This window comes from Streptomyces sp. NPDC050743 (genome assembly GCF_044456925.1).
Classification (GTDB): Bacteria; Actinomycetota; Actinomycetes; order Streptomycetales; family Streptomycetaceae; genus Streptomyces.
Window position 1 is genome coordinate 253,112 of record NZ_JBITGJ010000005.1, and the last position, 20,995, is coordinate 274,106.

Below are 20,995 nucleotides of genomic sequence, written 5' to 3' on the forward strand. Positions count from 1 at the left end.
GTTGGGGAGTAAGACGCACGAAAGCCCCCCGCCGTTCCGGCGGGGGGCTCCCAGGTGGAAGTGGTCAGAATTCGTAGTCGGCGATCACCCACGTGGCGAACTCGCGCCACAGCGCGACCCCGGCCTGATGGGCCGGGTACTCCAGGTACCGCTTGAGGGCGTCGGTGTCCTCGACCGCCGAGTTGATCGCGAAGTCGTAGGCGATCGGCCGGTCGGTGATGTTCCAGGCGCACTCCCAGAAGCGCAGCTCCTCGATCTGCCCGCCGAGTGCCTTGAAGGCCTCCACGCCCGCGACGACCCGCGGATCGTCGCGCTCGACGCCCTCGTTGAGCTTGAAGAGGACCAGGTGGCGGATCATGGGACGTACCTCAGCTCTTTCCTCCGTTGGCGAGCCAGGTCATGAAGGTGCCGATGGCCTTGGCCGCGTCCGATATGCCCTCGAAGCCTATCTGGACGTAGTCGGCCGCCTTGGCCGGATCCGTGATGATCACGTACAGCGCGAAGACCACGAGCACGTATACGGCGATCTTCTTGGCGTTCACCGCCACCGCGGCCTCCCCTGTGCGTGCGCCTTGCGAGCCCCTGTTGCCGGGCGCGAGTGTAACCTTCGCGCTCTTTTCAAGGGACCAACGGGCCGCCGCCCGAGGTCTTTTGCGTCCCGTCCTCTCGACGCACGAAGGGCCCCGTCTTTCGACGGGGCCCTTCTTCGAGCGGTAGCGGAGGGATTTGAACCCTCGGTGACTTGCGCCACACTCGCTTTCGAGGCGAGCTCCTTCGGCCGCTCGGACACGCTACCGAGGGAGACCTTACAGCACAGGGGGGCGTGGTCAGAAATCGGTATTCAGCGGTCTCGGAAAAACTCGGTGAGGACGCGGGCGCACTCCGTCGCGAGGACGCCCTCGACGACCTCCGGACGGTGATTGAGCCGGCGGTCGCGGATCACGTCCCACAGCGAGCCCGCCGCGCCCGCCTTCTCGTCCCGGGCGCCGTAGACGACCCGGTCGACGCGGGACTGGACGATCGCGCCCGCGCACATCGTGCACGGCTCCAGGGTGACCACGAGCGTGCAGTCGGCCAGCCGCCACTCCCCGAGCAGGGCGGCGGCCCGCCGGATCGCGAGGACCTCCGCGTGGGCCGTGGGATCGCCGGTGGCCTCGCGCTCGTTGTGCCCGACGGCGAGCACCGTCGTACCGTCCGGGGACAGCACGACGGCGCCGACGGGGACGTCCCCGCCCCGGACGGCCCGTTCGGCCTCGGCCAGGGCGAGTCGCATCGCGGCACGCCAGCGGTCGCGTACCGGGTCCGGTTCGGCGGCCGGGTTCCGGGCGGTCAGCGGACGGTCTCCAGCACCTCCGAGGCGCCCAGGGCCTCGGCGATCGTGCCCAGTGCGTCCTCGGCGTCCAGCGAGCGCAGCTCCTTCTCGCTGATGCCCAGGTCGTCGAGGATCTGGCTGTCGCCCACCGGGCTGTGCGGAACGGCGTCGGCGGCGGCGCCCTCCTCGTCGTCCTCGTCGGACTCGGACTCGCCGTCCTCCGTGCCGTCGAGGTCGAGGGAGTCCAGGTCCGGGCCGTCGTCGGCACCCGGCTCCCGGCCGAGCAGCTCATCGGTGAGCAGCAGCTCGCCGTACGCGCTGCGCTGGGCGGCGGCCGCGTCCGAGACGTAGATGCGAGGGTCGTCCTCGCCGTCCACGCGGACGACGCCGAACCAGGAGTCCTCCTGCTCGATCAGCACGAGCACCGTGTCCTCCTCGGGAGAGGCTTCACGGGCCAGGTCGGCAAGATCCGACAGGGTCTCCACATCGTCGAGCTCTGTGTCGCTCGCTTCCCACCCGTCTTCGGTGCGCGCGAGCAGTGCGGCGAAGTACACCGTGACTCTCCCACTGGTCATAGGCGTGCCGGTTGGGGGTCCCCCCGGCGGAGGTACATGGGCGGAGAGAGCTGGGCTCCGAGCCCCACCCACTCGGAATCGTGGCAGAAACAAGGCGTTCAGGGGACGTCTTCGGCGCCCTGTGTCTTGCAGCCACCTGCGGATCGTACGCGGCTTTTCCAGCCGCTCACGCACGCCCACCTTGCAAACACCGGTGTGTGCGCGGATCTTCCTCAGCCTGCACTTGCTTACCGGGTCTTGCCCCAGCGGATTCCCATGAGGATTCCCAAGCGTGTCCCTCCCGCAATCGGTCTACCAGCGGAGCGTCCGCGTGCGCATCGCGTGGCGCGGCGGGGCGTCCGGCTCCGGTACGGCGGCACCGCGCACCGCGGGCTCACACGTCACACCAACCCAGTTCCGTCCCTCCCACTTTCCCTCGGACGGCCGTGTCGACGCCAGGGCCAGAGGGGTGCCGGCCGGGGGTCCGGCCGCGGGTACGCCGGGACGGGCGGCGGCCACGGCGCGGGTACCGTTAGGGGCATGCGTCTCCATGTCGTCGACCACCCCCTGGTCGCCCACAAGCTCACCACGCTGCGCGACCAGCGCACCGACTCCGCGACCTTCCGCCGGCTCGCCGACGAACTGGTCACCCTGCTCGCCTACGAGGCCACGCGGGACGTGCGCACCGAAGCCGTCGACATCCGGACCCCGGTCGCCCAGACGACCGGCGTCAAGCTCGCCCGCCCGCGCCCGCTGGTCGTGCCGATCCTGCGCGCCGGCCTCGGCATGCTGGACGGCATGGTCCGGCTGCTGCCGACCGCCGAGGTGGGCTTCCTGGGCATGATCCGCAACGAGGAGACGCTGCAGGCCTCCACCTACGCCTCGCGCATGCCGGAGGACCTCTCGGGCCGCCAGGTGTACGTCCTGGACCCGATGCTGGCCACGGGCGGCACGCTGGTCGCGGCGATCCGGGAGCTGATCAAGCGCGGCGCGGACGACGTGACGGCGGTTGTCCTGCTCGCCGCTCCCGAGGGCGTCGAGGTCATGGAGCGGGAGCTGGCGGGGACGCCGGTGACCGTGGTCACCGCGGCCGTGGACGACCACCTCAACGAGCACGGGTACATCGTGCCGGGACTGGGGGACGCGGGGGACCGGCTCTACGGGGCGGCCGAGTAGAGCCGCACATCGATACGGCCCGGCGCCCCTGACGGGGCGCCTCTCAGCAGCTCTTCTTCGTAGAGGCCTTCGGTGCGGGTGCACTCAGCTCGGTCAGCGCCTGCTCCGCGGCCGCCGGCTTGTCCAGACCCTTGAAGCCGTCCCCCAGGATGAGGTCGAGGTCGGCGCCCTTGCGGGCGTCGGTGCGCTGTTCGGCGCCGGCCAGCTGGGTCGCCAGCACCTGCAGTGAGGTCTTCTGGGCGGCGGCCGGTCCGAGCAGTATCCCGGCGCTCTTGACCTTCTTGTCGAACTCGCCGGGCGCGTTGCCCACGTCACCGATCTTGAAGCCGCGCTTCTTCAGCTCGTCGGCGGTGGACTTGGCGAGTCCGGTGCGCTCGGTGGCGTTGTAGACGTTCACGGTGATCTGGCCCGGCTTCGGCAGGGCTTTCACCTGTGCGGCCGTGTCGGCCTTGGGGTGGCAGTCGGTCTTCGGGCCGGCCGCCGAGGCCTTCTTGCCGCCGGTGAAGACGTCGATGAGCTGCAGGGTGCCCCAGCTGATCAGGCCGAGCACGGCGACGGACGCCACCACGGCGACCACGAGCCTGGCGCGTCGGCGCGGTGGACGCATCCGAGGGTATTTGTCCCCCGTGATCCGGTACTGGCCGCCCATGCCAGGGGGAGTGAGCATGCTCATGGGCGCAGCGTAGTGCGCCTGGGCGGCGCTGCCTATTAGATGATCAGTCGATGCCGCTCAGGGGAACCCGAAAGGGTCAAGGGGCAAGGGCGGTGTCGCGCCGGTCAGTCGAGTTCGAGCACGCGTGCGTGCAGCACCTGGCGCTGCTGGAGGGCGGCGCGGACCGCGCGGTGCAGTCCGTCCTCCAGATAGAGGTCGCCCTGCCACTTCACGACGTGCGCGAAGAGGTCGCCGTAGAACGTCGAGTCCTCCGCCAGCAGGGTCTCCAGGTCGAGCTGCTGCTTGGTGGTCACGAGCTGATCGAGGCGGACCGGGCGCGGCGCGACGTCCGCCCACTGCCGGGTGCTTTCCCGGCCGTGGTCGGGGTACGGCCGGCCGTTTCCGATGCGCTTGAAGATCACACGGAAAGCCTACCGGTCAAGACGTTCCGGGCGCAGCCATGGCGGCGGAGTGCGGCGCTTGAAAAGATGCCGCAAATGGGTCATAGATGCTGTTACCAGGAAACAGCTCCTGCGAACAGGTGGCCGAGACCAGTGGCGGCGGGACCGGGACCAAGACCGTCCGGCCGATCGCCGAGCGGAGTCCGGCGCGGCGGATTTCCCCCGTACGGCGGCCGGAAGACCGCCCGTTCGTACTTCGGCACGGCACGGCCCGGCGGAGGCGGTGGTCCGCCCCCGCCGGTGCCGGTTCAGCGGTTGCGTTCCTCGGGCGGCCGCTGCGGTTCGTCCTTGTGCTTCTGCTCCGGCTTGGGCGCCGCCGACCGCCGGGCCTCCGCGCGCAGCAGGGCGCGCAGGACGGCGTAGGGATCCATGGGCATGACTGTGCTGCTCCTTGCGTCTGATCGTGCGTCTGACTGACCGGTGACCCGCCTTTCGCGGGGACGCGGTCGGTCAGCAGCGCAGGACCACCGTGCGGAGCAGGGGCGGGGCGTACGGCACCCGCGGTGTGCCGGGGCGGGTCAGTACCGCCGGCCGGGCGGGCGCCCGGTCGGGGAGGGGTGCGGGCCGCTCGGGTCCGTCGGCCCCGTGGACGGCGGGGGCGGGCGGCCGGAGGACCGTGTCGAGGACGTCGTGCTCGAAGGCCTCGGCGGGCGCGCCCGGCGCGTGGGCCGCCTGGGCCTGCACATGGGCGACGGGCACCCACAGGGCGAGGAGCAGCACGAGCATCCGCAGCCAGGCTCGGCTGCGGGGGACGCTCGCGGTCCTGCTCACGTCGGGTGTGTCCCCGGCGCGTGGGGGGTGTGCAGCACGCCGGGGCCGAGATCCGCCCGCTCGGCGTAGGCGGGGGCCGCGTGGTCGAGGCCGGTGTTCACAGCGTCCGCGGGATCGCCTTGGCCCGGCCGCGGATGCCGAACGCGGTGACGATCTCCGCGAGTCCCACGACGAGCAGCCAGATGCCGGCGACGACGGTCAGCACGGCGACCGACCGGAACGGCGAGTCGATGAGCACGATCCCGGCGATGAAGGTGAGCACCCCCAGGCAGATCTGCCAGGCCCGGCCGGGCATCCGGGAGTCCTGCGCGGCGGCGATGGTCTGGGTGATCCCGCGGATCAGCCAGCCGATGCCGATCCACAGGGCGAGCAGCAGGATCGACTGCATGGGCCCGCGGAAGCAGAGCAGGCCGAGCAGGATCGACAGGGCGCCGCTGATGAAGGCCAGCACGCGCAGCGAGGTCGTCTTGTGCGTGCCGAACGCGGAGACCAGCTGGAAGATGCCGCTGACCACGAGGTAGACGCCGAAGAGGACGCCGGCGACCAGCAGGGAGTGGCCGGGCCAGACGAGCACCAGGACGCCGAGGATCAGCGAGGCGATCCCGGTGACCAGGACCACCTGCCAGGCTGCCTGGGACAGGGCGTGCAGGGGACCCTCGAACGGCGGCTCGGGTTCCCGCCGGTCGCCCGGCGGTGCGGTCGCGTGCACGTTCCGGTCGTCGTACTCACGGCCCCACTCCGGACCGGTGTTCGGTGCCTCGGTCATGGTTCATGCTGTGAACGGCGGGGGCGGACCGGCCATCGGGGAGGGCCGGTCGAGTGATGTCCAGGGCGCTCTTTCCCGTCGGGCGACCGGTGCGGCCGAGGGCCACCGCACCCACCCCCGCGTCTACCGGCCCGACTTGCCGGGGGCTTTCGCCGTCTTCGCCGCCGCCTTCATCTCCTGCTTGTGCGCGCGGACCTTGGCCAGCGACTCCGGCCCGGTGATGTCGGCGACGGACCGGAAGGACTCGCGCTCGCCGTACGCCCCCGCGGCCTCCCGCCAGCCCTTCGGCGTGACCCCGAGCTGCTTGCCGAGCAGCGCGAGGAAGATCTGTGCCTTCTGCTTACCGAACCCGGGCAGGTCCTCCAGCCGCTTCAGCAGCTCGGAACCGGTCGGCACATCCCGCCAGACCGCCTCCGCGTCCCCGTCGTAGTGCTCGACGAGGTACTGGCACAGCTGCTGGATGCGCTTGGCCATCGAGCCCGGGTAGCGGTGCACGGCCGGCTTCTCGGCGAGCAGCGCGGCGAAGGTCTCCGGGTCCATCGCGGCGATGTCGTGCGCGTCGAGATCACCGGCCGCTCCGACGCCGAGCCGGTCGGCGATGGTCCGGGGCCCCTTGAACGCCCATTCCATGGGGACCTGTTGGTCGAGCAGCATGCCGGTGAGCGCGGCGAGCGCGGACCGCCCGAGCAGCGCGTCGGCGTCGGGGTCCTGGGCGAGGTGCAGGGTGACGTCCATGCGTCGATGGTGGCGCGCCGGCGCGCGCGGCGCAGCCGGGGTGGCCCGACAGCCCCGCCACCTCTCGCGTACGATCCCTTCACGGAAAAGTTAGGCAAGGCTAACCTAAAGTAGAAGAGGGCTTCCGGGTGACCATCGAGACGTACCGCGACGCCTGGGGCATCCCCCACCTACGCGCCTCCAGCACCCTCGAACTCGCCCGCGCCCAGGGCCGGGTGACCGCGCTGGACCGAGCCTGGCAGCTGGAGGTGGAACGCCACCGCTCCCAGGGCACCTCGGCCGCCTTCCTCGGCGCCGGCGCCCTCTCCTGGGACGTCCTCGCCCGCCGGGCCCGCCTCGACGACACGGCCCGCCGCTGCTTCGCCGCGCTGGAACGCCGGGACCCGGAGACGGCCCACTGGGTCCGGGCGTACGTCGACGGCGTCAACGAGGGCCTGCCGGCCGGTGCCCGCCGGGCGCCCGAATTCGCCCGCGCCGGTCTCACCCCCGCCCCCTGGCAGCCGTGGACCCCGCTCGGCGTCTGGCTCGCCACCCACCTGCTGTTCGCCGGCTTCCCGGCCAAGCTCTGGCGCGAGCGGGCGATCCGGCACCTCGGCCCCGACGCCGTCGGCCTGTTCGCCACGGACGGCCCCGGCACCGCGGGCAGCAACGGCTGGCTCGTCTCCGGCGCCCGTACCGCCACCGGGCAGGCCCTGATCGCCGGCGACCCGCACCGCTTCATCGAGGACCCCGGCGTCTACCAGCAGATCCACCTCTCCTGCCCCGAGTTCGACGTCGTCGGCCTGGCCGTGCCCGGCGTCCCCGGCATCGCCCACTTCGGCCACGCCGGCACGGTCGCCTGGTCCATCACCAACGCCATGGCCGACTACCAGGACCTGTACCGCGAACGCCTGCGCCGCACCGGCGCAGGCGTCCAGGCCCTCGGCCCGGACGGCCACTGGCACCGGGCCGCCCGGCACACGGAGACGGTACGGATCGCTGGAGAGCCACCGGTCGAGATCGAGGTGATCGAGACGGCGCGGGGCCCGGTGATCGCCGGGGGACCGGAGGGCCTTCAGGCGCGCATCACCGCTTCCGCAGAGGACGACGAAAGTGGTCCTGGTACTGGTGAGAACACCGCCCTGGCGCTGCGTTACCCACCCCGCGTCACGGAAGATCTCGGCTTCAGCGCCCTCCTCCCCCTCCTCAGGGCCCGCACGGTCCAGGACGTCGACCGTGCCCTGGACGCCTGGGCCGAGCCGGTCAACGTCGTACAGGCAGCCGACACCGGCGGCGGCACGCTCCACCGCGTCGCCGGCCGCGTACCGGTCCGCGCGGAAGCCAACCGCCTCCACCCGGTCCCCGCCTGGCAGCCCGGCCACGACTGGCACGGCTGGCACGAAACCCCGTACGCCCCGGTCGAAGACGGCATCGCGGTGATGGCCAACCAGCGCGGCCTCGCCACCCCCCTCGGCGTCGAGTTCGCCCCGCCGCACCGCGCCGACCGCATCCGCGCCCTCCTCGACACGCGCCGCACCTGGACCGCCGACGGCATGCCGGTGATCCACACCGACACCCACCTCGCCTCCGCCGCCCCGCTCCTGGACCACCTCGCCGCCCTCGACGACCTCACCCCCGCCGCGGCCCGCCTGCGCGACCGCCTGCTCGCGTGGAACCGCCGCATGGACGCCGACAGCACCGACGCGGCAGCCCACGCGGCGGTGCGCGGCGCGGTCGTACGCCACCTCGCCGCCCACCCGGTGTTCGCCCCGCTCGCCGAGCCCCGGCCTACCCGGAGGTCCTGCTCCCCTGGCTGGCCCTCGTCCCGCGCATCGGCCACGCCCTCGAACATCTGCTGCGCGCCGAGGAGTTGTACGGCATCGACCGCCCGGCCGCCGTCCGCGCCGCCCTGGAGGAGGTGGCCGCCCAGCCCCCGGCCGGCACCTGGTCCGACACCCACCGCCTTGCCCCCTGGCGGGCACTGCCGCACCCAGAAACACGACAGGACCCCGAACCCGGACTCGCCGGGGACCACGACTGTGTGCTGTGCACCTCCGCCGTCCCCGGTCTCACCGACCGTGCGGCCCGTGGCCCGGCCGCCCGTTACGTCTGGGACCTCGCCGACCGCGCGGACAGCCGCTGGGTGGTCCCCTTCGGCTCCGACGGCGTCCCCGGCGCACCCCACCACCACGACCAACTCCCCTTGTGGCTCAAGGGAGAACTGGTCCCCGTCGTCACCGACTGGACCCTGCTGACCCCGCTGGAACCCACCGAGGAGAGCCGATGACCGAGCCCACCGCCCCGTACAAGCAGCACGTCGACGGCTTCGGCACCGTCCGCATCCGCCCCCTCGACCCGGCGTCCGACGCGGCCGTGATCCACGGCTGGGTGAGCGAGGAACGCGCCGTCTTCTGGGGCATGAACGGCCTCACCAGCGACCAGGTCGCCGAGACTTACGCCCACATGGCCGGCCTCGACACCCACCACGCCCACCTCGTCACCAAGGACGGCGTGCCGGCGGCCCTGTTCCAGACGTACGAGCCGGCCGCGGACAGGGTCGGCGCGTGCTACCGCGTCCGCCCCGGCGACCTCGGCGTCCACGTCCTCCTCGGCCCGGCCGGCCCCGACGGCCCGCGCCCCGGCTGGACTTCGGCGCTGCTGACCGTGATGACGACGTACGCGCTGCGGACCCTGGACCGGCGCCGGCTCGTGGCCGACCCGGACGTACGCAACACCAAGGCGATCGCCCGCTTCGAACGCCAGGGCTTCGTGCGCGGACCGGCGGTCGTCCTGCCCGAGGTGGACCTCCCCGACGTGTACCTGCCCGAGAAGCACGCCCAACTGGCCTTCCTGGACCGGGAGGTGGCCTTCCCCGGGTGACGGCGACCTCCGAGAACCTGGCCGCGCACTACGGCCTCGAACCCATCCCCCGCGAGGGCGGCCTGTTCCGGCGTACCTGGGAGTCCAGCCGATCCAGCCCCTGCCCGGCATGACGGCGGCCGAGTGGCGCACGGTCGTCGACACCGACCTCACCAGCGGATTCGCCTGCACTCAGGCCGCCGCCGCGCATATGCGGGCCCACGGTGGCGGCACCATCACCCACATCGCCTCCGTCGAGGCCGCCCGTCCCGCTCGCCAGGCCTCATCGACCGGGCGGGCCTGGCCGGAGGGCGTACCTCGCCGGCCTGCCGCCGCCTGCGTTTTCGTGGCCTCGCCGCCCCCGCTGGGGCAGCGGCCACGACCTGACGGCGGACGGCGGCGTCTCGGCCCGGCCGACCTGGTGAGCAAGGCGGCCGGTCTGTCCGTACGTTAGGGAACGCGGGCAAGGGAGGGGACGACGTGCAGCGCGACCGACACCGCCGGTCCAGGCGGCTGATCCTGCTCTGTGCGGGCCTCTTCCTCCTGTTGCTCGGCACGGCGGCCCCCGCGTCCGCCCACGCGGCCCTGCGCACGACCGACCCCGCCGACGGAACCCTGCTGCGCACGGCCCCCCGGCACATCACGCTGACCTTCACCGAATCGGTCGGCCTGCTCACCGACACCTTCCGCGTCTACGACCCCACCAACCACCGGCTGCGCACCGGCCCCGCCGAGCACGCTCCCGGCCGCTCGGACACGGCCCGCGTCTCCCTGCCCGGCAAGCTCGCCAGGGGCACCTACACGGTCGCCTGGCGGGTGGTGTCCGCGGACAGCCACCCGGTGTCCGGCGCGCTCACCTTCTCGGTCGGCACCCGCACGGCTACCGCCGCGAGCCCGGCCCCCGACGACCCGGAGAACCCCGCCACGGCGGCCCTCTACAACATCGCCCGCTACCTCGCCTACCTCTGCCTGGCCCTCCTGCTCGGCACGGCGGCGTTCGTGGCGTACTGCCGCCCGCCGACGGCGGCACCGCTGCGCGTCCCCGCTCTGGCCGCCGCCTGGACCCTCCTCGCCACGACGGCCGCCCTCTACCTCCTGCGTGCCCCCTACGAGGAGGGCACGGCACCCGCCCTCTCCCTGCGCTCCCTGACCCACACGGCCACGACCCGCCCCGGCGGCCTCCTGCTCGCACGCCTGGCCCTGCTCCTCCTCGCGGCGGCCGCCGTCGCCCTCCTGAGGGCCCGCCGCAGAAGGCTCCCGCGCCGTACGACGCTCGCCGTGGCGGGGGCCGTCTCCCTCCCGCTCGCCCTGACCTGGACCGCGGCCGACCACGCCTCGGCGGGCGTCCAGGTCCCGCTGGCCATCACCGCCGGCACCCTCCACCTGCTGGCCATGGGGACCTGGCTGGGCGGCCTGGCGGCCCTCCTGCGCACGTTGCCGCGTACCTCCCCCACCACCCTGGCCCGCTTCTCCCGCCTGGCCTTCGCCTCGGTGACGGTCCTGGTCGTGACCGGCGTCTACCAGTCCTGGCGGGGCCTCGGCTCCTGGCAGGCGCTCACGGACACGACGTACGGCCGCACCCTGCTGGCCAAACTCGCGGCGGTCACCGCGCTCCTCCTGGCGGCGGCCTGCTCCCGCACCTGGACGACCCGCCTGACCCGAGCACCCCGGGTCGCCGTCGCCCGCGTCCCCGAACCGGCCACGGTCCCCTCACTCCCACTGCCCCCGGAACGGCCCACGCCGCCGCCACCCCCGCCCTTCCACACCCTGCGCCGCTCGGTGCTGGCGGAGGCGGCCGTCGGCGTGCTGGTGCTGGCCCTGACGACTTTGCTGACCAGCACGGTTCCCGGCCGCGCGGCCACCGATGCGGCGCGGACGGGGACACCGACGACCGGCATCCCGACGGCCTCCGTCACCACGATCCCTTTCGACGTCGGCACCCCCGGCGGGCACGGCAAGGTGCAGATCACCCTGGACCCGGGCCGCGTCGGCCGCACCTCCGTCCAGGCGGTGGTCTACGGCCCCGACGGCGGCCTGTCCACGGTCCCCGAACTCCGGGTCACCCTCACCCTGCCCGCCCGGCACCTGGGTCCTCTCGACACCCGCGTCACCGACCGCGGCGGCTACTGGTCCACCGACTCCTTCGACCTCCCCCTCCCGGGCACCTGGACGATGAAGGCGACGGTGCGGGTGTCGGAACTGGACCAGGTGACGGTGTCGGCACCGGTGCGGGTGACACGGTAGGCAGGACGCGCCGGGCCCCGCGGGTCAGGGAGGGCCACCGGTCCGCCTGCGGCGAACCGCGACCAAACCGCGGCGACGACACGACGAGGGCCCCGACCAGGATCTGGTCGGGGCCCTCGTTCCGCCTGGTCAGCCCTGCCGGAGACAAGTCTGTCGGCGCCTGGTCGGGAGCGCGTACAGGGCCGTTCGCCTGCCGCGTGGCTAGGCCGCCTTGGGCCGCGCCGCACGTGTGCCCGGGGCGGGCTCCTGTGCGTCCTCGGGCGGCAAGGTCTCGTCTTCCCCGAAGTCAGGGGCCTGGAAGGGGTTGGTCGCCGGAGGCGGCGATGCCGCGGTGGAGCGGCGGGGTTGCCCTTCCAGGGCGGAGAACAGCGACGTCAGATCGATGAGGGGACTCTCTTTCGTTACAGGTCCCTGAAGGGGCCTGGTGTGCCGTGACCGGGCACAGCGGTCCTACAGCTTGGTCATCTTGGCGTAGGGGCTCAAGACACGTACTTGCTCCGAGCCGAAATCCACGAGCGCCGCGACTCCGGACTCGATGCCGATCACTCGGCCGAGGCCGTACATGTCGTGGGTGACCTGGTCGCCCACGGCGAAGTGCTTGGGAGCCGGTGTGACGGGGGCCTTGAAGGGGCTGGTAGGCAGATGACGCTTCGGCGCAGCAGGCTTTGTCATGACTCAGTATGAGCGTACGTGGATCCCGTTTGCTGTGGCCGTCGGCACAGATCCATACGGGAACACCTGCTTCATGCCACTGACCTGGGGTTCCGCGACCCGGTGAGACGAAACTGGAATCTCCCCCCTTCGCCCGGAGGGATCCTCGGCGTCCCGGACGCCCGCCCGCCGCATGCGTATGACGCGAGTCATGCCCCGGCAAGTCGCTCGGCAAGTGAGACCGACGAACGCCAGAGGGCCGGACCACTTTCATGGTCCGGCCCTCTGGGCTGGCGGAGGATACGAGATTCGAACTCGTGAGGGGTTGCCCCCAACACGCTTTCCAAGCGTGCGCCCTAGGCCTCTAGGCGAATCCTCCGCCGGAAACATTACATGACCGAGGGGAGTGCTCGCGAACTCGTTCCCGCCTCGTTCCCGCAGGCCCGCATCCGTTACAGCCCACGGGCCGCGATCGGGTACTGTGGAGCGCAGCCCCTCACGCGGCGCTATCTGACTGAACTCCCCCAGGGCCGGAAGGCAGCAAGGGTAGGTCGGCTCTGGCGGGTGCGTGGGGGGCCCTTGCGTTTCCGGGCCGCCGCGGACTTCGCCGGGGCGCCCGCGGCCGGGACCGGTTGTCAGTGGGCGCCTATAACCTCGTATGCGTGTCGTCTCTCGCGCTGTACCGCCGCTATCGCCCGGAGACCTTTGCCGAGGTCATCGGGCAGGAGCATGTCACCGACCCGCTGCAGCAGGCGCTGCGGAACAACCGGGTCAACCACGCGTACCTGTTCAGTGGTCCGCGCGGCTGCGGCAAGACGACCAGCGCGCGGATCCTCGCCCGCTGTCTGAACTGTGAGCAAGGTCCCACCCCGACCCCGTGCGGCGAGTGCCAGTCGTGCCGGGACCTGGCGCGCAACGGCCCGGGCTCGATCGACGTCATCGAGATCGACGCGGCCTCTCACGGTGGTGTGGACGACGCCCGTGAGCTGCGCGAGAAGGCGTTCTTCGGCCCCGCGAGCAGCCGGTACAAGATCTACATCATCGACGAGGCCCACATGGTCACGTCGGCCGGCTTCAACGCGCTGCTGAAGGTCGTCGAGGAGCCGCCGGAGCACCTCAAGTTCATCTTCGCGACCACCGAGCCCGAGAAGGTCATCGGCACGATCCGGTCGCGGACCCATCACTACCCCTTCCGGCTCGTGCCGCCCGGCACCCTGCGGGACTACCTCGCCGAGGTGTGCCAGAAGGAGGACATCCCGGTCGAGGACGGCGTGCTGCCGCTCGTCGTGCGCGCCGGCGCGGGTTCCGTGCGTGACTCCATGTCCGTCATGGACCAGCTCCTCGCCGGCGCCGGCGAGGAGGGTGTGACCTATGCCATGGCCACCTCCCTCCTCGGCTACACCGACGGCTCCCTTCTCGACTCCGTCGTCGAGGCCTTCGCCACCGGTGACGGGGCCGCCGCCTTCGAGGTCGTCGACCGCGTCATCGAGGGCGGCAACGACCCGCGCCGTTTCGTCGCCGACCTGCTGGAGCGCCTCCGGGACCTGGTGATCCTCGCCGCCGTGCCGGACGCCGTGGACAAGGGCCTCATCGACGCCCCGGCCGACGTCCTGGAGCGCATGCAGGCCCAGGCCTCCACCTTCGGCGCCGCCGAGCTGAGCCGCGCCGCCGACCTCGTCAACGCCGGCCTGACGGAGATGCGCGGCGCCACCTCGCCCCGCCTCCAGCTGGAACTGATCTGCGCACGCGTACTGCTCCCCGCCGCCTACGGCGACGAGCGCTCGCTGATGGCCCGCCTCGACCGCATCGAGCGCGGCGTCCAGTTCTCGGCCGGCGCCGGTACGCCCGCGATGGGCTACGCCCCTGGCCCAGAGGTCCACGGCGCCGCAGCCTCCGTACCGCCCGGCACCGGCCCGGCAGTGGCCCGCGCGGCGGTGCGGGCGGCGAATGGGCCGGGGGGTGCCGGGCCTGCCGCCGGCGGGCAGGGCGTTGCGGCTCCGGGTGTCAGTGGTCCTGGCGACGGTGGTCCCGCTGGCCCTGGTGGTCCAGGCGGTCCTGGCACAGGTGCTCCGGCTCCGGCCGCCCCCGCGCCTACGGCACCCCCGGCCCCGACGGCACCTCCTGTCCCGACAGCACCCCCCGCACCGGCTGCCCCAGTTGCCCCGGCCGCTGCCGCTCCCGGCGCCTGGCCCACGGCCGCTACGGCAGGAAGCGGCCGACGCCCCGGTGGCTGGCCCACGGCCGCGGCACCGGCGGGCGGCGCACCGCAGGGCCACACCGCTCAGGGCCACGCCCCAGGCCGTCCCTCGGCCGGCCAGCAGCAGCCCCCGGCGTCCTCGGCGGCCCCCGCGGCCCCGGCAGCGCCCGCGGCCGCCCCGACCGGTGGCCTCGACCCCCGCATGCTCTGGCCGAACATCCTGGAGGCCGTCAAGAACCGCCGCCGCTTCACCTGGATCCTGCTCAGCCAGAACGCGCAGGTGGCCGGCTTCGACGGCACCACCCTCCAGCTCGGCTTCGTCAACGCCGGTGCCCGTGACAACTTCGCCGGCAGCGGCAGCGAGGACGTGCTGCGGGCGGCGCTGGCCGAGCAGTTCAACGTGCAGTGGAAGATCGAGGCGGTCGTCGACCCGTCCGGTGGCGGTTCCGCGCCCTCGCCCGCCGGGGGCTCGGGCTTCGGCGGCGGAGGCGGTTACGGCGCTCCCGCCGGAGGCGGCGGTGGCCACGGCGCCCCGTCCGCACCCCGCCCCGCGGCTCCCCAGCCGACCCCGCAGGCGCCCGCGTCACCGCAGTCCGGCCCCGCGGCCACCCCCACCGCACCCACCCCCGCGCCTCAGCCCACGGCCGCCCCCGAGCCGCCCTCCGTCGCCCCCGAGGACGACATCCCCGAGGACGACGACCCGGACCTCGACGAGTCGGCCCTCTCCGGCCACGAACTGATCGTGCGGGAACTGGGGGCGACGGTGGTGGAGGAGTTCTCGAACGAGTAGCCGACGGGCGGGGCGCGGCGGTGCCAGTGGCCGACGGTGTCGGGGCGGCACGGCGAGTGGCCGACCGTGTTGGAGACGCGGCGGTGCCAGTGGTCGACCGGGTTGGGGCGGCGCGCGAGTGGCCGACGGGATCTAGCAGGGAGCGCGTGGTCGACCGGGATGGGCCGACGCAGAGAGTGGCCGACCGGGCCGAGGCGACTCCCCCCGCCCGGGCCTGCACCACACCGCACTGAGCCACGCACGCCACACTCCACCCCGAACGGCACCCTTCCAGCCGACGGAGCCGATTCCCCCGCCTCGCCCCGGCCCGCACCGCACCACGCACGCCGCACCCGCTCCCGAGGGCACCCCTCACAGCCAACCGAGTCGGGTGGGCGGCTGGGCAAAAACGGGGGTCTGGGGGCGGAGCTCCCAGGGACGGCCGCCCCGACACCGCCCCCTTTGGAGGAAACCCCAACAAACCCGCCCCCCAACCTTCGGCAACCTTGCCATTAGGCTGACCCCGTGAAGGTCCTCGTCATCGGCAGCGGCGCCCGCGAACACGCCCTGTGCCGCTCCCTGTCCCTCGACCCCGACGTCACCGCGCTGCACTGCGCCCCCGGCAACGCCGGCATCGCCGAGGTCGCCGAGCTGCACTCGGTCGACGCGCTCGACGGCAAGGCGGTCGCCGAGCTGGCCGCCGGCCTCGGTGCCGACCTGGTCATCGTCGGCCCGGAGGCCCCGCTGGTCGCCGGTGTGGCCGACGCCGTCCGCGCGGCGGGCATCCCGGTGTTCGGCCCGTCCAAGGAGGCCGCGCAGCTGGAGGGCTCCAAGGCCTTCGCCAAGGACGTCATGGCGGCGGCCGGAGTGCCGACCGCCCGCTCCTACGTGTGCACGACGGCCGAGGAGGTCGACGAGGCCCTGGACGCCTTCGGCGCCCCCTACGTCGTCAAGGACGACGGCCTCGCCGCCGGCAAGGGCGTGGTCGTCACCGACGACCTGGAGGCCGCCAAGGCCCACGCCGCCGCCTGCGAGCGCGTGGTCATCGAGGAGTTCCTCGACGGCCCCGAGGTGTCCCTCTTCGCGATCACCGATGGGGAGACGGTCGTACCGCTCCAGCCCGCCCAGGACTTCAAGCGCGCCCTGGACGGCGACGAGGGCCCGAACACCGGCGGCATGGGCGCGTACTCGCCGCTGCCGTGGGCCGAGCCGAAGCTGGTCGACGAGGTGCTGGAGACGGTGCTGCAGCCGACCGTGGACGAGCTGCGCCGCCGTGACACCCCCTTCTCCGGCCTGCTCTACGCGGGCCTGGCCATCACCAGCCGTGGCGTCCGGGTGATCGAGTTCAACGCCCGCTTCGGCGACCCCGAGACCCAGGTCGTGCTGGCCCGGCTGAAGACCCCGCTGGCCGGCCTGCTGATGGCCGCCGCCACCGGCAACCTCGCCGATCTGCCGCCCCTGCGCTGGAGCGAGGACGCCGCCGTCACGGTCGTCGTCGCCTCGCACAACTACCCCGCCATCCCCCGCACCGGCGACCCGATCACCGGTCTGGACGAGGTGGCCGCCGAGGACGCCCCGCACGCGTACGTGCTGCACGCCGGGACCAAGCGGGACGGCGACGCCGTCGTCAGCGCGGGCGGCCGGGTGCTGTCCGTCACCGCCACCGGCAAGGACCTGACCGAGGCGCGCGAACGGGCGTACCGGGCGGTGGACCGGATCCGCCTGGACGGCTCCCAGCACCGCACGGACATCGCCGCGAAGGCGGCGGCCGAGGCTGCGAACGCCTGATCTGACCTCCCCTGACGCAGGCCCCGGATCCCCTGATCCGGGGCCTGATCTTTGCTGTCTGTCACCCACCTCTGACCAAAGCCATTCCATCGAGTGAGCAATCGTCTATACGGCTGACGTGGGGCGGGGCCCCAACTAGGGTGCCGCGCAAGCGTTCCGGCACTTGGCCCACCGGCATTGCGATGTCAGTGGCGGGTGCCACAGTGGGGGAGTGAGCACCACCAGGACAGCACGTACATCGGCAGCGAGGCGGTGAGAGCGGGACGTGACCGGAATCGGTGCGGAGATGGGCGCGCAGGCCGCGCGCAGCCGGGCCCTCGCCGTACTGAGGGTGCGGGGCCGGGCGCTGGCCGTGGCCGTGCTGCCCGCTGCGGCCGCGGTGATCCTGCTGACCGGCGGCCCCACCGGCCACTTCGTCGGCCAGGGCTGGGACGTGGCCCGCTGGGTCGTGGGCCTGCTCGCCGTGCTGGTGCTGCTGGCCGCCACCGGTATCGCCCTGGTCGTGGCCCGGGCCCGCCCGGCCGTCAGCCCGACGGTGCCGATCCCGGAGGAGTCCGCCCCGGACCTGTACCGGATGGTGCGCGACCTCGCCGACCGGCTGGACGTGCCGGCCCCCTCGGCCATAGCGCTGACCCCGGACTGCGACAGCTGGCTGGAGGACCGTACGCACTCGGCCCACGGCCCCCCGCCGCGCCCCGCGTTCGACGAGGACGAGCTGTCGGGCCCGGGCCGCCGCCGCCCGCCCGTCTCCCCGGTGCTCGTCATCGGCTCCCCGTTCCTGTGGTGGATGCGGGTCGGCGAGCTGCGCGCGGTCCTCGCCCCGGTCATCGCCGGTACGGGACCTTCGGCACACCCGGACATAGCCGCCGCCCGGCGCTTCGTGCGCGGTCTGGACGCGGCGGTCGCGGTCGCCTCGACACGGGCCCGCTGCCCGGCGACGCGCGGTCTGTGCGCGGCCCTCGGCTGGGTGGCCCGCCTGCTGCTGCGGAGCTGCCGGGAACACGCCACTCAGATGGAGCGCGGGGTCGCCGCGGCGGCGGCCGAGCGGGCCCAGGCCGTCGACTACGGCCTGCGGATCGTCGCCCAGGAACAGGTGGGCCTGGCCTACGCAGGCTGGGACCGGCTGCTGACCAGGGTCGCGCTGCCCGCCTGGCGCATGGGCCGCTGGCCCTCGCGGCTGGACGCGGGCGTGGTGGCGGCGCTCACCGAGCTGTCCCGGCGCGACCGCCTGGCCGAGGGCTTCACCTCCCGGCTCGGCGAGCGGCCCGCGTGCGACCTCCTGGAGGAGCCGGGCGTCGTGGACGAGGCCGCCTCCCTCCTCGCCGCCCGCCTCTTCCACGGCGGCCCCGCGGAGTCCGGCCCGGACTGGGCACCGGTGGACTGGCAGGCGTATCCGGAGGAGGTCGTGGACCGCACCTGGCGCACCGACGCGGCCCGTCTGCACCGCGTCCTGGACTCCCTGGGCGTCCGCCCCTCCCTCGACCCCACGACCCCCGACCCCGGCGGCCCCACCCTGGCCCGAGTGCTGGACCACCTCACCGAGCCCGCCCCGGAGGCCCCGGAACCGAGGTCGCCGCAGGTCGCCGCCCACCCCACCGACGCGGCCCCGGACCCCTCACGCCCACCCGCCCCAGCGCCCGACGCGCAACTCACCGACGGCGAGCCCGCCCCCCAGGAGCCCCCCGCCCCGACGCCCCACCCGCAAGCCGCCGACGGCGAGCCCGCCCCCCAGGGGCCACCCGCACCCGACCACGAAAGCCGCACGGGTGATGCGGGCGGGGACGAAATCCCCGCCGAGGGCGAAGCCGAGGCGGAACCGGCGCCGCCCTACGCCCCCGACGCTCCCGAGGACCCGGGTACGGAACGCAGCGCCGCCCTCGCCGCAGGCCTGACCGCCGCGCTGGCCCGCGAGGAGGCCGGCGCGCCCAGATTCGGCGCGACCGCCACCGGCCGAAGCCCCGAGAGCGCCCTGTGGGACGACGCCGGCCTGCCCCTCTTCCCGCTGCAGCCGCCCCGCACCGCCCGCGACCTGCTCACCGATCACGTCACGGCCATGGTGTGCTGCGCCGCCGTGGACACCGCCGACGCGGTCCCCGCCCTGGACTGGCTGGACGGCCCCTCCCTGCTGCTCGGCGGCGAGCGCGCCGCCGACCTCGCGCCCAAGGTGCTCCGTCTCATCGAGGAGGGAGACCCGGGCCCGCTGCGCGACTGGCTGGCCGCGTCCGGGATACGCCCCGAGAAGCCCGTACGGCTCGTCTAGCGGCCCGCGGCAGTCCGTGCGGCTCGCCGAACGGGAGCTCTGTCTTCCACTTCAGGTCAATTCGCAACGACTAGTGACCGAGCCCGTGCGTTATGTGATGTGCTGGGAGCGACCACGCACCTGGCAAGGGCGTGCGACATGCGACAGCACGCCCGAGGACCGCGGTACCAACCGAGCACACCGAGCACGGCGAGCACCACCGAGACAGGACGACACGGGGGCAGAGGGAGGGGAGCGACCATGGCCTCGGACCACATCCGCCGCTGGGAGTCCGGAGCACTCGCGCACGCCGTCACGGACCCCTTCGGTCAGGGCCCGGTGCCCTGGCTGCGCGGCAGTGAGACCTACTTCGACGACACCGGTCATGTCGTGCCCTGGTACGTCGACCCGAGCCCGCAGCCGCTCAAAGGGGTCGGCACCGCCCCGCGCGTGCCCGGGCCCCGCTCGGCCGACGACGTGCACCGCCAGATCAAGGGCTTCACCGCAACCGGCGCGGTCACCCCCGGCGCGGCGATCGACTTCCACATCACGGTCGACCCGCCCCAGGAGTTCGGCGTCGACATCTACCGGATCGGACACTACGGCGGCGACGGCGCCTCCAAGATCACCACCAGCCCGCGCCTGTCCGGCATCGTCCAGCCCGCGCCGCTGGCCGTCGACCGCACGGTCTCCTGCCACCACTGGTGGCTGTCCTGGCGCCTCCAGGTGCCCTCCCACTGGCCCATCGGCGCCTATGTGGCCGTCCTCACCACCGCCGACGGCCACCGCTCCCACGTGCCGTTCACGGTCCGCGACGACCGCCCCGCCGACCTGCTCCTCCTGCTACCGGACATCACCTGGCAGGCGTACAACCTGTATCCGGAGGACGGCCGCACCGGCGCCAGCCTCTACCACGCCTGGGACGACAAGGGCCGGCTGCTCGGCGAGGCCGACGCGGCGACCACGGTCTCCTTCGACCGCCCCTACGCGGGCGCCGGCCTGCCCCTGCACGTCGGGCACGCCTACGACTTCATCCGCTGGGCCGAGCGGTACGGCTACGACCTCGCCTACGCCGACGCCCGCGACCTGCACGCCGGCCGCGTGGATCCGGCCCGCTACCGGGGCCTGGTCTTCCCCGGCCACGACGAGTACTGGTCCGTGCCGATGCGCCGCGCGGTCGAGCAGGCGCGCGACCGCGGCACCTCACTGGTCTTCCTCTCCGCCAACACCATGTACTGGCAGGTGGAGCTGGGCCCCGCCCCGTCCGGCGTCCCGGACCGGCTGCTGACCTGCCGCAAACGCAAGGGACCCGGCAAGCCGGTCCTCTGGCGCGAGATCGACCGGCCCGAGCAGCAAGTGGTCGGCATCCAGTACGCGGGCCGGGTGCCCGAGCCGCATCCGCTGGTCGTCCGCAACGCCGGTCACTGGCTCTGGGAGGCGACCGGCGCGCACGAGGGCGACGAGATCGAGGGCCTGGTCGCCGGCGAGGCCGACCGGTACTTCCCGCGCACCCCGCTGCCCGCGCACGAGGAGCGCATCCTGCTCGCCCACTCCCCGTACACCGACAACGACGGCGTCCTGCGCCACCAGGAGACCTCCCTCTACCGCGCGCCCTCCGGCGCCTGGGTCTTCGCCTCCGGCACCTTCGCCTGGTCCCCGGCCCTGGACCGCCCCGGCCATGTGGACCCCCGTATCCAGCGCGCCACGGCGAACCTCCTGGACCGCATCTGCAAACGCGACTGATCCCCGACCCGCGAACCCGACTGATCGCCGAGCCGGGACACACGACCCCTGGCCGAAACCGATCGCCCCCATAAGGGAGAATCGAGGCACTTGGACAGA

18 protein-coding genes, 2 tRNA genes, 1 other RNA gene and 2 pseudogenes are annotated in these 20,995 nt (G+C 73.2%); 10 read left to right on the plus strand and 13 right to left on the minus strand.

What is annotated here, in order from left to right:
- Positions 1-64: 64 nt before the first annotated feature.
- From ACIBJF_RS08610 to ACIBJF_RS08630, 5 genes are all read right to left on the minus strand, one after another.
- Positions 65-358 carry a Dabb family protein gene (locus ACIBJF_RS08610; protein WP_399172963.1) on the minus strand — a complete coding sequence of 98 codons (294 nt, stop codon included), beginning with the start codon at positions 356-358 and terminating at the stop codon, positions 65-67.
- A gap of 10 nt (positions 359-368) precedes the next feature.
- On the minus strand, positions 369-548 hold the full coding sequence (locus ACIBJF_RS08615; RefSeq protein WP_365720501.1) for a hypothetical protein: 180 nt from the start codon (positions 546-548) through the stop codon (positions 369-371).
- Between the two features lie 163 nt (positions 549-711).
- Positions 712-796 (minus strand) — tRNA-Ser (locus ACIBJF_RS08620).
- A gap of 45 nt (positions 797-841) precedes the next feature.
- Complete coding sequence (gene tadA / locus ACIBJF_RS08625; protein WP_351802690.1) at positions 842-1,273, minus strand: tRNA adenosine(34) deaminase TadA; 432 nt, start codon at positions 1,271-1,273, stop codon at positions 842-844.
- 56 nt (positions 1,274-1,329) lie between these two features.
- Positions 1,330-1,866, minus strand: coding sequence for a hypothetical protein (locus tag ACIBJF_RS08630; RefSeq protein WP_356301262.1), 537 nt, complete (start codon positions 1,864-1,866; stop codon positions 1,330-1,332).
- A gap of 540 nt (positions 1,867-2,406) precedes the next feature.
- On the opposite strand from ACIBJF_RS08630, the gene upp reads away from it, so the two are divergent.
- Positions 2,407-3,042 carry a uracil phosphoribosyltransferase gene (gene upp, locus ACIBJF_RS08635; protein WP_399172964.1) on the plus strand — a complete coding sequence of 212 codons (636 nt, stop codon included), beginning with the start codon at positions 2,407-2,409 and terminating at the stop codon, positions 3,040-3,042.
- Between the two features lie 43 nt (positions 3,043-3,085).
- On the opposite strand, the gene ACIBJF_RS08640 is transcribed toward upp, so the two are convergent.
- The 6 genes from ACIBJF_RS08640 to ACIBJF_RS08665 all read right to left on the minus strand — a co-directional run bounded on the left by ACIBJF_RS08640 (position 3,086) and on the right by ACIBJF_RS08665 (position 6,427).
- On the minus strand, positions 3,086-3,715 hold the full coding sequence (locus ACIBJF_RS08640) for a LytR C-terminal domain-containing protein (RefSeq protein ID WP_399172965.1): 630 nt from the start codon (positions 3,713-3,715) through the stop codon (positions 3,086-3,088).
- A 104-nt stretch (positions 3,716-3,819) separates the two neighbouring features.
- On the minus strand, positions 3,820-4,116 hold the full coding sequence (locus ACIBJF_RS08645; protein WP_004943146.1) for a type II toxin-antitoxin system VapB family antitoxin: 297 nt from the start codon (positions 4,114-4,116) through the stop codon (positions 3,820-3,822).
- Between the two features lie 287 nt (positions 4,117-4,403).
- Positions 4,404-4,532, minus strand: coding sequence for a hypothetical protein (locus ACIBJF_RS08650; RefSeq protein WP_399172966.1), 129 nt, complete (start codon positions 4,530-4,532; stop codon positions 4,404-4,406).
- Positions 4,533-4,605: 73 nt separating this feature from the next.
- Positions 4,606-4,926 carry a hypothetical protein gene (locus ACIBJF_RS08655; protein WP_399172967.1) on the minus strand — a complete coding sequence of 107 codons (321 nt, stop codon included), beginning with the start codon at positions 4,924-4,926 and terminating at the stop codon, positions 4,606-4,608.
- 97 nt (positions 4,927-5,023) lie between these two features.
- A complete protein-coding gene (locus ACIBJF_RS08660) occupies positions 5,024-5,692 on the minus strand; it encodes an HdeD family acid-resistance protein (protein WP_399172968.1) in 669 nt (222 codons plus the stop codon).
- Between the two features lie 123 nt (positions 5,693-5,815).
- Positions 5,816-6,427 (minus strand): HhH-GPD-type base excision DNA repair protein, encoded by a 612-nt coding sequence (locus ACIBJF_RS08665; RefSeq protein ID WP_399172969.1) that lies wholly within the window; start codon positions 6,425-6,427, stop codon positions 5,816-5,818.
- 128 nt (positions 6,428-6,555) lie between these two features.
- On the opposite strand from ACIBJF_RS08665, the pseudogene ACIBJF_RS08670 reads away from it, so the two are divergent.
- From ACIBJF_RS08670 to ACIBJF_RS08685, 4 genes and pseudogenes are all read left to right on the plus strand, one after another.
- A pseudogene (locus ACIBJF_RS08670) lies at positions 6,556-8,693 on the plus strand (penicillin acylase family protein).
- Entirely contained in the window at positions 8,690-9,286 is a 597-nt protein-coding gene (locus tag ACIBJF_RS08675) for a GNAT family N-acetyltransferase (RefSeq protein WP_399172970.1), read from the plus strand. The pseudogene ACIBJF_RS08670 and the gene ACIBJF_RS08675 overlap by 4 nt, the downstream one beginning before the upstream one ends.
- A gap of 79 nt (positions 9,287-9,365) precedes the next feature.
- Positions 9,366-9,690 (plus strand): annotated as a pseudogene (locus ACIBJF_RS08680) (SDR family NAD(P)-dependent oxidoreductase); the annotation flags it as partial.
- Between the two features lie 55 nt (positions 9,691-9,745).
- Entirely contained in the window at positions 9,746-11,509 is a 1,764-nt protein-coding gene (locus ACIBJF_RS08685; RefSeq protein ID WP_399172971.1) for a copper resistance protein CopC, read from the plus strand.
- Between the two features lie 450 nt (positions 11,510-11,959).
- Here the strand turns inward: ACIBJF_RS08685 and ACIBJF_RS08690 are convergent, their stop codons facing one another.
- Both ACIBJF_RS08690 and ACIBJF_RS08695 read right to left on the minus strand, forming a co-directional pair.
- The gene (locus tag ACIBJF_RS08690; protein ID WP_399172972.1) at positions 11,960-12,181 is read right to left on the minus strand and encodes a hypothetical protein; all 222 of its coding nucleotides are present in this window, start codon (positions 12,179-12,181) and stop codon (positions 11,960-11,962) included.
- Between the two features lie 270 nt (positions 12,182-12,451).
- A tRNA-Ser gene (locus tag ACIBJF_RS08695) sits at positions 12,452-12,539 on the minus strand.
- A gap of 108 nt (positions 12,540-12,647) precedes the next feature.
- Here ACIBJF_RS08695 and ffs point away from each other — a divergent pair.
- The 5 genes from ffs to ACIBJF_RS08720 all read left to right on the plus strand — a co-directional run bounded on the left by ffs (position 12,648) and on the right by ACIBJF_RS08720 (position 20,896).
- Positions 12,648-12,744, plus strand: an RNA gene (gene ffs / locus ACIBJF_RS08700) — signal recognition particle sRNA small type.
- 78 nt (positions 12,745-12,822) lie between these two features.
- Positions 12,823-15,147, plus strand: coding sequence for a DNA polymerase III subunit gamma and tau (locus tag ACIBJF_RS08705; RefSeq protein WP_399172973.1), 2,325 nt, complete (start codon positions 12,823-12,825; stop codon positions 15,145-15,147).
- A 504-nt stretch (positions 15,148-15,651) separates the two neighbouring features.
- A complete protein-coding gene (purD, locus tag ACIBJF_RS08710) occupies positions 15,652-16,914 on the plus strand; it encodes a phosphoribosylamine--glycine ligase (protein WP_399172974.1) in 1,263 nt (420 codons plus the stop codon).
- A gap of 265 nt (positions 16,915-17,179) precedes the next feature.
- Complete coding sequence (locus ACIBJF_RS08715; RefSeq protein ID WP_399172975.1) at positions 17,180-19,174, plus strand: hypothetical protein; 1,995 nt, start codon at positions 17,180-17,182, stop codon at positions 19,172-19,174.
- 240 nt (positions 19,175-19,414) lie between these two features.
- The gene (locus tag ACIBJF_RS08720) at positions 19,415-20,896 is read left to right on the plus strand and encodes a N,N-dimethylformamidase beta subunit family domain-containing protein (protein ID WP_399172976.1); all 1,482 of its coding nucleotides are present in this window, start codon (positions 19,415-19,417) and stop codon (positions 20,894-20,896) included.
- Positions 20,897-20,995: the final 99 nt, after the last annotated feature.

Coding starts and splice junctions, on each gene's coding strand:
- tadA (WP_351802690.1), bottom strand. CDS start 1,273: ATGCGACTCGCCCTGGCCGAGGCCGAACGGGCCGTCCGGGGCGGGGAC.
- ACIBJF_RS08675 (WP_399172970.1), top strand. CDS start 8,690: ATGACCGAGCCCACCGCCCCGTACAAGCAGCACGTCGACGGCTTCGGC.
- ACIBJF_RS08665 (WP_399172969.1), bottom strand. CDS start 6,427: ATGGACGTCACCCTGCACCTCGCCCAGGACCCCGACGCCGACGCGCTG.
- upp (WP_399172964.1), top strand. CDS start 2,407: ATGCGTCTCCATGTCGTCGACCACCCCCTGGTCGCCCACAAGCTCACC.
- ACIBJF_RS08640 (WP_399172965.1), bottom strand. CDS start 3,715: ATGAGCATGCTCACTCCCCCTGGCATGGGCGGCCAGTACCGGATCACG.
- ACIBJF_RS08650 (WP_399172966.1), bottom strand. CDS start 4,532: ATGCCCATGGATCCCTACGCCGTCCTGCGCGCCCTGCTGCGCGCGGAG.
- ACIBJF_RS08610 (WP_399172963.1), bottom strand. CDS start 358: ATGATCCGCCACCTGGTCCTCTTCAAGCTCAACGAGGGCGTCGAGCGC.
- ACIBJF_RS08660 (WP_399172968.1), bottom strand. CDS start 5,692: ATGACCGAGGCACCGAACACCGGTCCGGAGTGGGGCCGTGAGTACGAC.
- ACIBJF_RS08720 (WP_399172976.1), top strand. CDS start 19,415: ATGGCCTCGGACCACATCCGCCGCTGGGAGTCCGGAGCACTCGCGCAC.
- ACIBJF_RS08690 (WP_399172972.1), bottom strand. CDS start 12,181: ATGACAAAGCCTGCTGCGCCGAAGCGTCATCTGCCTACCAGCCCCTTC.